This window comes from Paenibacillus sp. GCM10027626, assembly GCF_042676285.1.
Classification (GTDB): domain Bacteria; phylum Bacillota; class Bacilli; order Paenibacillales; family Paenibacillaceae; genus Paenibacillus_Z.
On record NZ_JBHTHC010000003.1, the window covers coordinates 210,728 to 225,396 of the forward strand.

13 protein-coding genes, 1 tRNA gene and 1 pseudogene are annotated in these 14,669 nt (G+C 49.8%); 1 reads left to right on the plus strand and 14 read right to left on the minus strand.

Annotation, left to right across the window (positions count from 1 at the left end):
- Window positions 1–152: 152 nt before the first annotated feature.
- The 9 genes and pseudogenes from ACFQ0N_RS08040 to ACFQ0N_RS08080 form a co-directional block, all read right to left on the minus strand.
- Window positions 153–431: pseudogene (locus tag ACFQ0N_RS08040) on the minus strand (alpha-galactosidase); the annotation flags it as partial.
- 667 nt (window positions 432–1,098) lie between these two features.
- Complete coding sequence (locus tag ACFQ0N_RS08045; RefSeq protein WP_379324666.1) at window positions 1,099–1,503, minus strand: hypothetical protein; 405 nt, start codon at window positions 1,501–1,503, stop codon at window positions 1,099–1,101.
- 305 nt (window positions 1,504–1,808) lie between these two features.
- The gene (locus ACFQ0N_RS08050) at window positions 1,809–3,650 is read right to left on the minus strand and encodes an alpha/beta fold hydrolase (RefSeq protein ID WP_379324668.1); all 1,842 of its coding nucleotides are present in this window, start codon (window positions 3,648–3,650) and stop codon (window positions 1,809–1,811) included.
- Between the two features lie 70 nt (window positions 3,651–3,720).
- Entirely contained in the window at window positions 3,721–4,308 is a 588-nt protein-coding gene (locus tag ACFQ0N_RS08055) for a TetR/AcrR family transcriptional regulator (protein ID WP_138880731.1), read from the minus strand.
- Window positions 4,309–4,652: 344 nt separating this feature from the next.
- Window positions 4,653–4,723: transfer RNA gene (locus ACFQ0N_RS08060), tRNA-Val, on the minus strand.
- A gap of 38 nt (window positions 4,724–4,761) precedes the next feature.
- Window positions 4,762–6,240: a 23S rRNA (uracil(1939)-C(5))-methyltransferase RlmD gene (rlmD, locus tag ACFQ0N_RS08065; protein WP_379324670.1), complete on the minus strand. Its 1,479-nt coding sequence runs from the start codon at window positions 6,238–6,240 to the stop codon at window positions 4,762–4,764.
- A 63-nt stretch (window positions 6,241–6,303) separates the two neighbouring features.
- On the minus strand, window positions 6,304–7,218 hold the full coding sequence (locus ACFQ0N_RS08070) for a diacylglycerol kinase (RefSeq protein ID WP_379324672.1): 915 nt from the start codon (window positions 7,216–7,218) through the stop codon (window positions 6,304–6,306).
- 56 nt (window positions 7,219–7,274) lie between these two features.
- On the minus strand, window positions 7,275–8,060 hold the full coding sequence (locus ACFQ0N_RS08075; protein ID WP_379324674.1) for a sirohydrochlorin chelatase: 786 nt from the start codon (window positions 8,058–8,060) through the stop codon (window positions 7,275–7,277).
- 5 nt (window positions 8,061–8,065) lie between these two features.
- The gene (locus ACFQ0N_RS08080; RefSeq protein WP_138880059.1) at window positions 8,066–8,356 is read right to left on the minus strand and encodes a YerC/YecD family TrpR-related protein; all 291 of its coding nucleotides are present in this window, start codon (window positions 8,354–8,356) and stop codon (window positions 8,066–8,068) included.
- A 325-nt stretch (window positions 8,357–8,681) separates the two neighbouring features.
- On the opposite strand from ACFQ0N_RS08080, the gene ACFQ0N_RS08085 reads away from it, so the two are divergent.
- The gene (locus ACFQ0N_RS08085; RefSeq protein WP_379324676.1) at window positions 8,682–9,104 is read left to right on the plus strand and encodes a hypothetical protein; all 423 of its coding nucleotides are present in this window, start codon (window positions 8,682–8,684) and stop codon (window positions 9,102–9,104) included.
- A 20-nt stretch (window positions 9,105–9,124) separates the two neighbouring features.
- Here ACFQ0N_RS08085 and ACFQ0N_RS08090 read toward each other — a convergent pair whose 3' ends face one another.
- From ACFQ0N_RS08090 to ACFQ0N_RS08110, 5 genes are all read right to left on the minus strand, one after another.
- Window positions 9,125–10,120, minus strand: coding sequence for an inorganic phosphate transporter (locus ACFQ0N_RS08090; protein WP_379324678.1), 996 nt, complete (start codon window positions 10,118–10,120; stop codon window positions 9,125–9,127).
- A 20-nt stretch (window positions 10,121–10,140) separates the two neighbouring features.
- On the minus strand, window positions 10,141–10,755 hold the full coding sequence (locus ACFQ0N_RS08095; protein WP_379324680.1) for a DUF47 domain-containing protein: 615 nt from the start codon (window positions 10,753–10,755) through the stop codon (window positions 10,141–10,143).
- A gap of 147 nt (window positions 10,756–10,902) precedes the next feature.
- Entirely contained in the window at window positions 10,903–11,994 is a 1,092-nt protein-coding gene (locus ACFQ0N_RS08100; protein WP_379324682.1) for a DUF3048 domain-containing protein, read from the minus strand.
- 374 nt (window positions 11,995–12,368) lie between these two features.
- Window positions 12,369–13,817 carry a sensor histidine kinase gene (locus ACFQ0N_RS08105; protein WP_379324684.1) on the minus strand — a complete coding sequence of 483 codons (1,449 nt, stop codon included), beginning with the start codon at window positions 13,815–13,817 and terminating at the stop codon, window positions 12,369–12,371.
- Complete coding sequence (locus ACFQ0N_RS08110; protein WP_379324686.1) at window positions 13,814–14,629, minus strand: response regulator transcription factor; 816 nt, start codon at window positions 14,627–14,629, stop codon at window positions 13,814–13,816. The genes ACFQ0N_RS08105 and ACFQ0N_RS08110 overlap by 4 nt, the downstream gene beginning before the upstream one ends.
- Window positions 14,630–14,669 lie beyond the last annotated feature (40 nt).

The window sequence follows — 14,669 nt, forward strand, 5'->3', positions numbered from 1 at the left end:
AAGCCATTCAAGCTTCGTTAGCGCGATGCTTGGCTGCTTCGATACATAACTAGAATATTCAGTAAATCTTAAAGTCTGCTACCGGCTTATAAGTCGGTATCCATTCGTTCTCTTCACCACTTCACAGATTTTTCGCAGCCGTTTTGCCGGATATGCCGATGCATATGAAGCACATCTCGGTTGGTAAGCAGAGACAACGTCCATTCGTCATTGTCGCGCAGCTCGCCACCGAACATAAACTGAGAGCGGATTATTGTCCACAGCGTCATCATCGTAAGCTGCTCATCCCGCGTGAACCTTGTTCACCTGTCCGAGCCACCACCGTCCACGGAACGAATTCCGATATGACCAAGCGGCAACATATCTCAATCCGGCCAGCGTACTTGCTGCGGCCGCCCTTCCCACTTGTCACAACGATCGAACATATCCAAATAAAAGTGGCCATCGACTTATACGAGAGCGACTCCTCACTCGGCGTACAGCTCAAACAAAGAATCATACGATTCCGAATAACACCAGCTCTTTCTCCACATTTGATTGTAAAATATTGCGGTCCATGCTCCAAAGTATTAGTCGAAGTACATACGACTGAACGTCGGCTGTCTCTCATTGGAAAGAAAGCTGCCCGGCGTCCTTCCCGTCCCCTGGCGAAAAATTTTGATGAAAAATAACTTCCGCTTGAATATCCGACCCAAACTCGCTACTGTTTCTGGCTAAGAAAAACCGCCAAACACCAGGAATCCCTTGTGTTCAGCGGCCATTTTACTTATGGAGCCTAGGCTTGGACAGACTCGGATAAACTCGTTTATTCAACACGGGATGTCTGAATCAACTGCCCTATACCTCCACTGAGTTACCCCAAAATTGATTTTTTAATTACATCATATTTACGTACTTCACAGAATTCTCTCTAAATTAGAAATCTCTGCATTTCGCTTTTTACATGAGTAGTCCGGAGTAAGTTGTGCATCGTTCGGGTAGGTGAGAGCCGCGAATGGCAGCTCTCACCTACCCAAGTGTCCACCAAATATAATTGCAGCGGCTCCAACTCATTCGTTACAGTTAGCAACTTCGCCATGTAACTTTACCATTCCCATCTTAACACGACAAATAACAATTAGAAATATCTTTATGTTCCTCAGCTCGTCTTCGATACTCCACCAACTCATCCTCAGTAGTCTCACTAGTTCGGACAATTACGACTGCTGCTAAAGAATTGTTCATAGCGGTTCCTACTCGTTCAGGACGTGTATGAATATTAACGTCCCGGAGATCCTTGAAGAACTTTATCATGGGCTTATCAGATACTAATTCCTCGTATACAGTATGTACTACGCCAAGTAATTTAGCTGACTCAAAAGTGTATTGGATAACACTTCTGGCAGCGCTCGCAAATGCACTCATTGCATACTGTAGCTCTGTGATCTTTCTTTCATTACTCCATTTAACCATCTCACTGAATTGATACCTAGCTTCGTTTAGCTTAATCTCTTGATTCGTCATTTGCTGTACCTCCTCCAATTATTTTATCTAATTTCTTTACACTTACCCCATAGTACTAAAACTAGACTAAGGCTAGCATAAACTATCGCGTTCCGCAAAATAGCCAACAATTAAAGCTGATCTTGTCATCAAAAAAAACGGCATCTCTGCCGTTTTGAAGGTTACGTATGGTGGAAATAGGGGGATCGAACCCCTGACCTCATCGCTGCCAGCGATGCGCTCTCCCGCATTGGTCGGTTTCACTGCCCCAAATTTCAATGGAATTTATACTTGACATATTGAATGGCCATCCGAAGAATATGCTTCTATGACAACTCAAGATCCAAAACTTGACGAAGCCACTCAGCCACCTGATGCGGAGCTTCCAAAGGGTATTGATGACCATAGGGGATGAAGGTTGTATCGATGTGCTTGAATCGTTCCGGAATATGATGTGCTGCATCCCGGTCACCCCAATGGATTCGTACTTTTTGGGCGTTCCATAATTCAGGTTTTAGCTGGAAAGACTGGACTTGCGTTAACGCTGACATGACCATTGCGTTGGTAGAACGAATGCGGGCCGACTGCAGATCATGAATGACGTAGTTCGAGTAGTGATCCAGTCGTTCGCTGTCCGCGATAAAGTCATTGGCTTTCAGCAGTGTTTTTCTGAACGCGGAGCGAGATATAAGTTTCATAATCGACCTGGTAACACCTGCATATTTATATTTGGCATGAATGGGATGCAGTACGGGCTGCAATAGCAAGAGTTGCCTGATCTGCTGCTCAATTCTTTCCATGACCTTAGCAGCGATAAGTCCGCCGAACGAATGACCAATCAAAATAACAGGGCGATTCAGCTCGTGAATCATTTCGATCACAGCCTCTACATAGCCGTCCATCAGAGAAGGATGATGATGACGCGGTGAATGACCGAATCCAGGAAGGTCCACCAGCCAAGTATTGACATCATTCAATTGTTTCGCTATTGGAACGAAACAATCGGCCCCGCTGAATGTTCCGTGCAGAAAAATAACCGGTGTACCGTGATTCTCTTTTTCCAACGAAATCAGTTTGGATCTTCTGCGTTGCACGAACCCTTCGCGGTGCTCGGATGAGGGGTGGCTTAACCGGAAATCAAGATCAGCGATTACGTAGGGAAGCGTGGTCGGAACAACGGATGTCCGTACCCCGTTCTTGCGCTCAAGTTCAAACTTCGAGGTAACCGGGAATTCCGATTTCACGAGAAAATTCATCGATTCTTTGGGAATTCCCAATCGCTTGCCGATGCCAAGTCTTAATAAAGACTTCAACAAAGCAAGCGGAATTGTGCCGAAAGGCGGCGCCGCTCGCATCTCTATCGCAATTTGCCTGATCAATGAACGGATCGACGGACTATCCTGCTTGGGATCCAATAAAAAATACGTATTACTCGCAAGCTCCTTTGTTTGTACTAAGTTAACAATGAATGATGCGACATGATCAACATGTACCATCGGCAGCCAGTAGTCCTTGCCTCCTGGAACGAGTGGCATAAGATTCCTTCTCACAGAATCTACCAGTATACTAAGACCGCCAATCTGCTCCGTAATTCCCGAGTAAGAATGGCCGATGACGGTACTGGGATTAACCGTGGACAGCGGAATGCCTAACGGTTTTAGTGCTTTTCGTATATAGGAGTCCGCTTGAAATTTCATCTTCTCATACGGGGGAGCTTTCTCAAGAACGGCATCCAGATTGTGAATAGCATTTTGCTCGTTATATGGACTCATATAGCCAACAACATGAATGAATTGCTTCAATCCTTTCTTCATATGGATTTTTTCGGAAAGTTCGGCCAATTCGATGGCAGGATTAAGAAAAGCTTGCTCTGCCTCAGTCTGGCTTAACTCAATATTCATGGGACCGCCCGCATGAACGATGATATCGGAATTTTGTATTCGTTTGTAATCGTTCGCGGATAGCCCTAATTTCGGTTTCGACAAATCTCCTATTACTGCAGTAACGTGTTGCGCCTCAAGCAAATGTAACCGCCCGAGGGTATGTTGAAAGCGATCAAGACTTCGCACGAGTACAATAATGTCGTGATGTTTGGATATTAACTCGGCAAGAATATGGCTACCGATATAACCCGTCCCGCCAGTCAGGAATATTTTCAATTGAATCATCTGCCTTTCGATTCATTTAATAGTACTGAATAGTGCTAGTCGGTGCAAAAAAAATGACTTAAGTAACTAATTACTTAAGCATCGAAGCAAAAGCTTGAATAAGATTCTGAGCTAGCATTGGATTGTTGGTGGCCTTGGTTAGGAATAGAGCTCCTTCGATGGAGGTGACAATCAATGCCGCTGTCTCATGGACGGGCAGATTCCGGCTCAATTCTTTCTTTTCCATGCCTTCTTCCAGCAGCTTCTCAACAACTTGTAGTTGTTTATCGAAGAATGCTTTTATTTTAGCTCTCGCTTCCGAAGAGGAATGGGAAGTCTGCGTATAAAGTGTCAGGAACGGACATCCACCAACATAATCGATTTGTTCATTATCCTCCGTGAGGATTCGAAATAATCGCTCCATTTTTGCAGGAATGGACATGTCTTGCGTCAAGGTACGGGATATTCGTTCTTCATACCGCGAGATTAATTGGTCGACAATTGCTAACAAAAGCTCCTCCTTACTTTTATAGTGGTAATAAATGTTGGTTTTTGAAACTTTGCTGAGGGCAACAATTTCGTCCATGCTTGTCACTTGAAACCCTTTTGTTAGAAATAAGGTCGATGCGGTCTGCAGGACGATATCTTTGTTTGAAATGCTTGATCTTTTGTTTGTCATATTACTACTATATAGTACTATAATATGTATGTCAAACCCTGGATGTGATTGGAAATGATGCTCGAACATTATGGGGTTCGCTCTTTCGCCAACAACATTGCCAAATCAAAAAACACGCCGGATTGGCGTGTTTGAAGTTTATGTATGGTGGAGCCAAGGGGGATGTTTCAATCTCTGATTGAACTTGCTGACGAAGCCTATTCGACGAGGACAACCTTAGCGGTAGATTGAAACGCCGTGCTCGTCGCTGACGATCCTGCGCGCGGACTGAACCCCGAGGTTCGCCCCTTATGGGGCTCCAAATGCGAAAAGCCGGCCCTATTGGATCGGCTTTTCTTGCATTATGGAGCCTAGGGGGATCGAACCCCTGACCTCATCGCTGTCAGCGATGCGCTCTCCCAACTGAGCTAATTCCCGCGATAATCTGATCCATATCAGCGAACCTGCCACATCTCATTTTCGAACCATCAATATGACCGACTCCACATGCCCCGTATGCGGAAACATATCCACCGGCTGCACCTCAACCGTCCGATACCCGCCATCCTCGAGCACACGCAGATCGCGCGCCAGCGTCGACGGGTTGCACGACACATAGACGACTCGCCGCGGTTTCATCGCGAGGATTGTTTCCAGCAGCGCAGGGTCGCAGCCTTTGCGCGGCGGATCGACGACGATGATGTCGGGGACGATGCCTTCCTTGCGCCAGCGCGGGATAACGATTTCGGCTGCGCCTGCTTCGAAATCCGCATTCTCGATGCCGTTCAGCGCCGCATTGCGCCGCGCGTCCTCAATGGCCTCCGCCACGATCTCTACGCCGTATACATGCCCGGCCTGCCGCGCCAGAAACAGCGATATCGTACCGATGCCGCAATACGCATCAATAACATTTTCACTTCCCGTCAACCCCGCATATTCAACCGCTTTGCGGTACAAGGCGACAGTTTGCACCGGATTCACCTGATAAAACGACCTTGCCGAAATGGCAAAGCGAATCCCGTCCAGTTCATCATAGATGACATCACTGCCCCATAGCAGACGTGTCTCATCGCCAAAGATTACATTGGTTTTTCGTGTATTCACGTTTTGCACAATGCTCTTTACATTCGGTATACCCTCACGAATACGCTCAATCCAGCGCTCTGCGTTAGGGATACGCTGACCGTTCGTAATAAGCACTACCATGATCTCGCCAGTGACAAAACCGACACGCGTCATGACATGCCGCAGCAGTCCGCGGCCTGTTTCTTCATCATACGCCGTAATGCCCAGCTCTCGCCCGATCGCCTTCACATGCGCAATCACATCATCATTATGCTGATGTTGAATCAGACAACTGTCCATATCGATAATCCGATGGCTGCCGCGTGCATAAAAGCCCCCTATCAGCCGCTGGCTCTCTGGTCCGTCCGCTGCTCCCGTAACCAGCGTCCCCGGCCCCATCCCCATCGGCACCTGCGCCTTATTCCGGTAGCGCCACGGTTCATCCATCCCGATGGTAGGATGTACGATAACTTCGACAGCATTACCCGCATTGTCAGCACCATCTGCATCAGCAGCCACAGCCCCCGCTCCAGCCTCCTGGCCCGCGACGTGCAACTTGCCGATCCGCACCAGATTGTCGACAACATGCTGCCGCTTCCAGCGCAGCTGCGCCGCATAACCCATATGCTGCAGCTGGCAGCCGCCGCACTGCTTATAGATCCCGCAAGGCGCCTCCACGCGGTCTGGGCTAGCTTCCAGCAGCTCCAGCAGCTTGGCATAGCCATACTGCTTCTTGACCTTCAACACCTTGACGCGCGCCCGCTCTCCGGGCAGCGCCCCCTGCACGAAAAGGGTATAGCCCTCTACTCGGCCTACCCCTTCTCCATCATGTGTCATCCCAATAATATCCAGATCGGCGATATCGTTTTTGCTAACCGGTATAGTCATCGTTTCGTTCTCACTTTCTGATTGCTCTTCACTAGCGTTGCTCCTCACCGGCATTGCTATTCACTAGCGGTAGGTCGACTCGCCCGCTTCATCCACAAAAATGCGCAAATGCGACGGCAGCAATGTGAATGTGCATGGCAAGGTGCCGCCATATTCGCCGTCAAGATTGAGCTGTACATAATCCGGTGTCGTCACCTGCAGCTGATTCGTCTGAAAATGGATGATATGCGGATCATTCAAATGTTCGCCGCGCAGCGCCATTGACGCAATCCGAATGAACTCTGCCAGGTTGCATTTGCGCAATACGATCACATCGAACAGGCCGTCGTTCAAACTCGCACTCGGCGCCAGCTTCTCAAATCCGCCTACAGAATTGCTGTTGCAAATAAGAAACAGCATAATTTCCTCATGAATCTCGCCGATTTCTGCAGCCTCCAGACGCAGCATCGTCGGACGCAGACGTGTCATTTTCTCCAGGCCTTTCATATAATAGGCCAACTGTCCGATCATCGTCTTCAGCTTGCTCGGCACTTCATAGGTCAGCTCGGTGAGCGAGCCGCCGCCTGCTATATTGATAAAATAACGGTGGCCCGCCCGTCCAAGGTCTATCGTCTGGGCATATTGCTGTGTGATCAGGTCGCAAGCATATTCCCAATGCTTCGGAATACCGAGCGCTCTGGCAAAATCATTCGTCGTGCCGAGCGGCAATATTCCGAGCGGCGGACGCTCTTCCTTCCCGGCCAGCCCATTAATGACCTCATACAGAGTTCCGTCCCCTCCGGCAACAATAATCATATCGTAGCCGCGATCGACCGCCTCCGCTGCCGCGATCGTGGCATCGCCCTCGCCTTCCGTTGCATGGCAGCTAGCCTCGACACCATTGCGGTCAAGCTTTTGCAAAATATCCGGCAGCCGTTTTTTAATTTCCTCCCTGCCGGAGGTTGGATTATAAATCAATCTGGCTCGTTTCATCGTCATATACACACCTCCAACGCTCCTGCCAATCGGCCGCTTGCTAGTGCCGCATCTCGTCTTTACTGCAGCCCATCTGTTATTTGCCGTTCCAGCCAGTGCACAATTCCTTCATGGGGCAGCAGGCCACAGCCGTTATACCGGTAATCAAATCCAGCCAGACGCTGCGGGATGACTGTACGCGTAAAATAACCGCTGCTCAAGAAGAGCGGCACTACAATAACCGCATTTTCCGGATGCTGCCGCTGCATGGCCAGCAGCTTGCCTGCCGCCTGATCGGGCAGCAGCAATGCCGTGTCCGCCGCGGCGAATCCGCCCAGCGCCCGCAGCCTTCCGGCAAGCAGCGACATTTCCGCCTGCCAGCGGTCATAAAATGCAGGCTCGCTTGAGCCATGGGCGACAAGCAGCAGGGCTTCATGCGCCGGGTTGTCGGTCAGCTCTCGTATTTGCTCGAGCAATAAAGCGGCAATGGCCTCATCATCGCCGATTGGCCGCCCGAACCGTACGCGCATGCCGCTGCTTAACCGGAACTGTGCCAGCTCTCCGCTGCGCGCAGGCGATACCGGCGGGAAGCCGAAGGCTTGCGCAATATCATCGACATGCGTGCTGCCTGATGACACAAAGAACGGAAGGACGTACACATCCGTTACGCCTTCCGCTTCCAGCTCATCAATTCCATCTTGAATCAGCCGTCCAGCCACAATTTCCAGAAAAGCGGAAACGACAGGCACATCATCCCGGCTGCGCCCCCTAATCCGCCCGGCAGCAGACTTTACAGCTTCATCAACGAGCTTGACCCACCCGGCATCTCGCGATCCATGGCTTATAATTAAGATACCCTTCTTCATCGTCCTTATCGTCCCAAACGCTCCAATGCCATCTTGTAGCCGTCATTTCCGTAGTTCAGGCAGCGCTTTACGCGCGAAATGGTCGCCGTGCTGGCACCCGTCTCGGCTTCAATCTGATTGTACGTGCTGCCCTTGCCCAGCATCCGTGCAACCTCCAACCGCTGAGAAAGCGACTGAATCTCATTCACTGTACATAAATCGTCAAAGAAAATATAGCATTCCTCAACTGTCTTCAGCGTCAATACCGCCTCAAACAGCTGGTCGATCGTCTTATCGTTTAGCTTCTTAAGCTGCATTGATCAGGTCACCCCTAATTTAAGAACTATTAGTCTGATTGTAGCGATTTTCCGCATACTTTTCAAGCATTACCGCTTCACCGAATAGAAGAAATGTTCAAAAGCCCGACACTGCCATTCGCGGAAAAATTTCCTCGTCTACCGGGCGTCCGTCCAATCCAGTTAGTCACTTACCCCATAGACTAATTACAAATTAAGAAAAAGGTTGTGATCCCGCTTGGACTATCGCTACAACCAAAATCGGCATGCAGGCGGCTCTCAGCGGTCAATAGGAGGTCGTCAACAAGTACCGGGAATCTCCGGACCGTCTCCCAGGAACGGTCCTATGGGACGCAATATGGTCGGCGGAGAAGCTGTCCCCCCCTCCATACCTCCAATGTACGGCTATCCAATGGCCGGCGGAGAACTTCCTGCACCGCAGCCTCAGACCTTTACCCCGGTCGATTCGCAAGCGGATGCCGATGCCTCCCCCTCCAAAGGCTTCTCCCTTGCTAGCCTCGGCAGCAATATTAAAGACCTGCAGGGTGTCATTGACCGTTTAGGCGGATTGGACGGCATTCTTTCAACGGTACAAAAGGTGCAAAAAGTAGTGTCCACTTTTCAGCAAATGGCACCATTAATTAAAGCGTTAATTCCCTTCGGCTCCAAGAAAAAAAAATCTGCCGATGATGAGCTCGATCTTTACAGGCCAAAGAAGAAGAGACGGCGCAAAACAAGCAAGCGACGCAAAAGAAGACCACGGCGCTAATGCCTGGTCTTCTTCCATTATTACATAAACAGCAGCATGATCCGGTAGATGAGTGCAGCAAGAAGCGCTGAAATCGGGATTGTGATCACCCATGACACGACTATTTTGCCAGCCATACCCCATTTGACAGCAGAGAATCGTTTCGCACTCCCCACCCCAAGAATGGAGGATGTAATGACATGCGTCGTACTTACCGGCAGATGCGTCAAGGTAGCAGTCAAAATAACGGATGCAGCCGAAATATCTGCAGCGAAGCCGTTAACTGGCTCGATTTTGAAAATTTTGGTGCCCATCGTTTTAATAATTTTCCAGCCGCCGATCGATGTTCCCAGCGCCATAGCTGTCGCCGCGGACACCTTGACCCAGAACGGAACGTCCAGATTATCCTGCAAATTTGCAGCAACCAGGGCGAATGTAATGATCCCCATCGCCTTCTGGGCATCGTTCGTACCGTGTGTAAAGGACTGAAATGCCGCGGTAACGATTTGGCCTCTGCGGAAATTTTTATTAAGCTGATGCGGACTTGCATTGGCAAAAATTTTCTTAAACAGCCACATCACGATAAAACCGAGTGAAAAAGCAATCAGCGGCGAGAAAATAAGCGCCAATACGATATCCTTGAAACCGGCCATATTAATGCCGCCAAATCCTTGTCCGCTTACAACCGCACCGGCCAGCGCGCCAATAAGCGCATGAGAGGACGAGGAAGGAATGCCAAACCACCAGGTGACCAAATTCCAGACTATGGCGGCAATCAAAGTTGCAATGACAATTTCTACCCCATGCTCCAGCTCGGCCGGATTGGCGACTTGTCCGCCGATGGTCTTCGCGACGCCGGTAAAGAGCATTGCCCCGATAAAGTTCATCGATGAGGCGATAATAATAGCCATTCGCGGCGACAGCGCGCGTGTCGAGACCGATGTGGCGATTGCATTGGCTGTATCATGAAATCCGTTAATAAAATCGAAAGCGAGCGCCAGAAATATTACGATGCCAACTAATATATATATGTCCATGACCGTAGTCCACCTGCTCCTTAGCTGTTACGCATAATGATTGTTTCAAGTGTATTGGCCACGTCCTCGCAGTAGTCGGTCGTCTGCTCCAGCCGTTCGTAAATCTCTTTTCGTTTAATCAATTCAATTGGGTCCGACACATTGGCGAACAAGCTCGTTATACATACGCGCAGCAGATCATCCGCCTGATTCTCCAGCTCGTTAATCGCAATTGCCGGTTCGCGGATGGCCAGCAGCTTCTTCTGCGTCAGCAGATAGATTGCCGACTTTAATTGCTGCGCACAGCGTTTCAAAATATCCGCAAACAAAGTAATAAACTCGTCCGGCTCCTCAATATGATACATCTCAAAACGCGACGCGCATGCTTCAATGCCATCAAGAACATCATCAAGAGAGCCGGTAAGCGCCATAATATCTTCACGCTCGATCGGGGTAATGAACGTTTTGTTCAATTCCGTCAAGATCGTATGTACATAACGATCGCATTGACTTTCATATTCCTTCATCGTCTTGGCAAACGTCTTGACATCTTTCAAGTTGGAAGAAACGTTGTGTGCAAAATACTCGGTTGCTTCTAGCAATGTGTCCGCCATCGCTTCAAATGTTGTAAAAAAGATATCTTTTTTCTTGAACATTCGTTATCCCCTTCGCCCATGAGCAAAATTAAGTGTCGGCTGTGAACCACAATAAACCGACAATATCTTATCACAGTTTACTACTCAATTGTTAACGCATTGTAAAGGTTTTATGACAATTTCACCTTTTTATCGCCAAAAAAAGACTTATTGTAATGTAATATGCTCAGCAAATGACGGTTTTAACGGCACGACATGATAATAGGTTTTGCCAGGTATGAACGGCAGCTCCTTGCCATCGCGCACAATACGGATGACGCCATCGGCGCTTCTTTCCCAATTGCAATTGATCGCCTGCCCCAGCTGTATAAGCATCGCCGGCCCGCCGGATGTAAGATCCACCTTCAAGCGGCCGACATCGTCCAATGTTTCATGCTTAGTGCCGAGAACAACAATATTGGTTGTCGCCAGCTGCTGCTCCGTGGTCAAATCGGTATGCGGCTTATCATTGATAAACCGGGCGTACAGCTTCGTCTCGGCATTGTATTCATACGATACTTTATAATTTTTCAACTGGAATTTGATTGCGACATTGGCAGCGGGCGAGCTCTCCCCTATCCCTGGGATAGCCCCCTCTTCGGCAAAAATAAATTTTGGCACCGGAACGCTCGCTTCATATTTCTTCTTGGCAGCTCCCTCCCTTAGCTTCTCTTGTGTCGTATACAAATTATGCGGCGCTTTGCGCGATTTATCGCGCCAAAAATAGGGTCCCGCATTGATAATTTCATCCAAATCGGCTTTTTTCTCCCGCTGCAAAATGGCATAGGCATCCTGGCTCGCTCCGGCATGTGTGAGAATAGCGTTATACGTCTCGCCAAGCTCAATCAAGTATGGACGAATGCTGCGCACAGGCCCGATCGGATCATTAAACGGATCACTTTGAAAAATCGCTACCAGCCGTGTGATGCCGCCTTCCGCCAGCAGCTCCCATACCATATCCGCATGAGGCAGCCCGGATTGCGGTCTTGCCTTGTCCATATTATTAACCATTACGGCAATTGGCCGCTGATCGGCCTCTTTCTCCTGCCTCAGGCCAGTCAACGGCGCTATGAAGCCTGTCTCCTCCGGCTCTTCAGGCAACACAGTCTCATCTACATCGTCCGTCTCGCTGACCGGCGGCGGTGAAAGCTCATTTCCTCCCGCCTCTTTGCTGCCGCAGCCGGCAAGCAGCGCGGCCGCTATTAGCAGGACGCCAAAACTAATCGTTATCCGCCTTAGTTTCCAGCTGGTTACTATCACTTGTTCAAGCCCACCTTTACATAAAATAAATGAAATTGACAAGATTTCGCCCTTTCTTTATTAAACCATAATTGATCAAGGGTTGTCTTTGTTAACTTCATTATAAGCCTCCGCAGGTCCGCATGAAACACAAAAACGCCGGCATCTGCATGTACAGTACAGAAACCGGCATTTCAGCAATCGCTGTATAATGTTACCGCGATTAAAGCAAACATAAGAATGCAACACTGAAGAGTATAGGAGGGATATCCCATGCCGCGATGGATTTCATGGATTGTGCAGCACTGGTTTGCGCTGTCTATTATAGTGCTCGCTATAATCGCTGTCACCTACGTATGGAACAACCGGAAATCGCTGTTCTATAAGGAATAATGTCATTCCTCGCCCGATTGCTGTCCGCCCGGCGCTTCAGCGCCGTTTTCAATTTGCCTCTTCGGCATCAATGGAATGACGATCGTAACCGTTGTCCCTTTGTCCAGCCCGCTGTCAAGCTGCAATGTCCCGCCGTGCAGTTCAACGATTTCTTTACAAATCGCTAGTCCTAGGCCGCTCCCCGCCCGCTGGCTGCCGCCCTTATAAAACTTCTCCGTCACATGCGCAAGGTCCTCCGGCGGGATTCCGCAGCCGCTATCCGCAATGCTGATCACACCTTTTCCTTCGTCCCGCTTCGTAGCGATCTTAACCGATCCGCCGCGCGGGGTAAACTTGAAAGCATTATCAATCACATTAATCAGCACCTGCTTGATGCGATTGGCATCCGCCATGACAAGCATCGATCCTTCACATATTAGCTCCGCAGATAAGACAATGCCTTCACGCTGCGCCCTCGCCTCAAATTGCCGTACCGTTTCCCTGACAGGCGCAAGAAAATCGAGAGGCTCCGGATGAAGAACGATGCTTTTGGCATACAGCTTGGAGAAATCAAGCAAATCCTCAACCAGGCCGGACAGCCGGTCCGTCTCCCGGTCAATAACGGACAGCCCCATTCGCACCTCTTCGACGTCCGTCGGGTCTCCGGAGGCAAGTGTCTCGCTCCAGCCCTTGATGGAGGTTAGCGGTGTCCGCAATTCATGTGATATTGAGGAAATAAAATCATTTTTCAGCTTTTCCCGCCTGGTAATTTCCGCTGCCATCGTATTTAACGTATCTGCGAGACGCCCAATTTCATCCCGTTCATGCAGCGCAGCCCGCCGCGACCAATCCCCTTCCGCCATCTGCTCGGCCACCCGTGTCAAATTACGGATCGGACGGGCAATACGGTTAGCCAGCCAGACGCTCATTGCGAAAAAGAGAAGCACGACAATAGCTGCAGCGAGCAAGGTGAACCAGATTAAATTCTGCAATGTGTCTGCTACATTTTCCAGCGATGCCGTGTACCGGAACAAGGCGACAATGCGCTGCTCCGATTTTACAGGCAATGTGACAGCAGCTATGCGCTCACTTGTAACCGGATCAATGCCATGCCAGACGCCCTTTTCACCTTTTATAGCTTGCAACACATCAGGCGTGGAAAGTACTCTCCCTTCACCTGACAACCCGTCTCCATCGACAATAAGGACGCCTTTGTTGTCCAGCAGCTCCAGCTGTGCGGTGCCTTCGGTCATATTTTGCAGCATATAGTTCGCTTTGGCCCGCATCGGCTGATACGATAAATTGCGATTATGCAGCGCAGCTTCCGTCTCTGCCCGCTGTACGACAGAGCCCACCGCACTGCCATAATAATAATTCCATACCAGTGTAATGAAGAGCGCGCCAAGCAGCCCGACTACAAGCACAATCAGGCTGCCATAGCTCCACACCATTCGCGTACGGAGGCTGCTCATCGCCGGTCGCTCCGTTTCCAGCGGTACCCGTAGCCCCACAACGTCTCAATAAATTGCGGATCCGAAGGCTCGTCCTCGAGCTTTTGGCGGATACGGCGAATATTCACGTCAACGATTTTCAAATCCCCAATAAAATGTCTTCCCCATACAGCGTCCAATATATCGTCGCGGCTAAGGCCTTCGCCGGCCCGCTCGATTAATAGCTTGACAAGCGTCCATTCCGTCGGCGTCAATATGATCTCATCCTGCCCTTTCCAAAGGCGGCGCTCTGTCGCTGACAACCGGAAAGGCCCTTCAGTTAGATCGCCATCTGGTGCCGGAGCCGCCTCCGAGCCGCCCTTCTGTTCGGTCTGCGGGACTTTAGTGCTTTCATCTGCGGAATCAGGCTTGGCCTCGCCATTCTCAGCAGCAGACGATGCTTCCTCCGGCCACGACAGGCCGCCAGGCATCATCCGGCGATGCAAAGAGCGCATACGGGCAATCAGCTCGCCTGGGCTGAACGGTTTTTGCACATAGTCATCGGCTCCGAGCTCAAGTCCGCGAATTTTATCTTCTTCCTGCGATTTGGCAGTCAGCATAATAATGCCCATGCGCGGAAACCGCTGGCGCAATTGGCCGCACACCTCAAAGCCGCTAATCGTAGGGAGCATCACATCGAGCAGTGCCACATCGAAAGGCGGATTGGCCGCCGCGGCCAATGCTAACGCTGTTTCGCCATCCTCCGCTTCAGTAACGTCCATTCCGTTACGCTTCAAATTTATACGGACAAATCCGCGTATGGCTTCTTCATCCTCTAATAATAAAATCCGCATAACGTCCTCTCCCTGCCTCTGCCGCTTCAAACTTAACCGC

Excerpts from the sequence above, each read along its gene's own strand:
- ACFQ0N_RS08075 (WP_379324674.1), bottom strand. The coding sequence starts at position 8,060 with ATGAAGAAGGGTATCTTAATTATAAGCCATGGATCGCGAGATGCCGGG.
- ACFQ0N_RS08105 (WP_379324684.1), bottom strand. The coding sequence starts at position 13,817 with ATGAGCAGCCTCCGTACGCGAATGGTGTGGAGCTATGGCAGCCTGATT.
- ACFQ0N_RS08090 (WP_379324678.1), bottom strand. The coding sequence starts at position 10,120 with ATGGACATATATATATTAGTTGGCATCGTAATATTTCTGGCGCTCGCT.
- ACFQ0N_RS08045 (WP_379324666.1), bottom strand. The coding sequence starts at position 1,503 with ATGACGAATCAAGAGATTAAGCTAAACGAAGCTAGGTATCAATTCAGT.
- ACFQ0N_RS08095 (WP_379324680.1), bottom strand. The coding sequence starts at position 10,755 with ATGTTCAAGAAAAAAGATATCTTTTTTACAACATTTGAAGCGATGGCG.
- ACFQ0N_RS08080 (WP_138880059.1), bottom strand. The coding sequence starts at position 8,356 with ATGCAGCTTAAGAAGCTAAACGATAAGACGATCGACCAGCTGTTTGAG.
- ACFQ0N_RS08110 (WP_379324686.1), bottom strand. The coding sequence starts at position 14,629 with ATGCGGATTTTATTATTAGAGGATGAAGAAGCCATACGCGGATTTGTC.
- ACFQ0N_RS08055 (WP_138880731.1), bottom strand. The coding sequence starts at position 4,308 with ATGACAAACAAAAGATCAAGCATTTCAAACAAAGATATCGTCCTGCAG.
- ACFQ0N_RS08070 (WP_379324672.1), bottom strand. The coding sequence starts at position 7,218 with ATGACGATGAAACGAGCCAGATTGATTTATAATCCAACCTCCGGCAGG.
- ACFQ0N_RS08085 (WP_379324676.1), top strand. The coding sequence starts at position 8,682 with ATGGGACGCAATATGGTCGGCGGAGAAGCTGTCCCCCCCTCCATACCT.
- rlmD (WP_379324670.1), bottom strand. The coding sequence starts at position 6,240 with ATGACTATACCGGTTAGCAAAAACGATATCGCCGATCTGGATATTATT.
- ACFQ0N_RS08050 (WP_379324668.1), bottom strand. The coding sequence starts at position 3,650 with ATGATTCAATTGAAAATATTCCTGACTGGCGGGACGGGTTATATCGGT.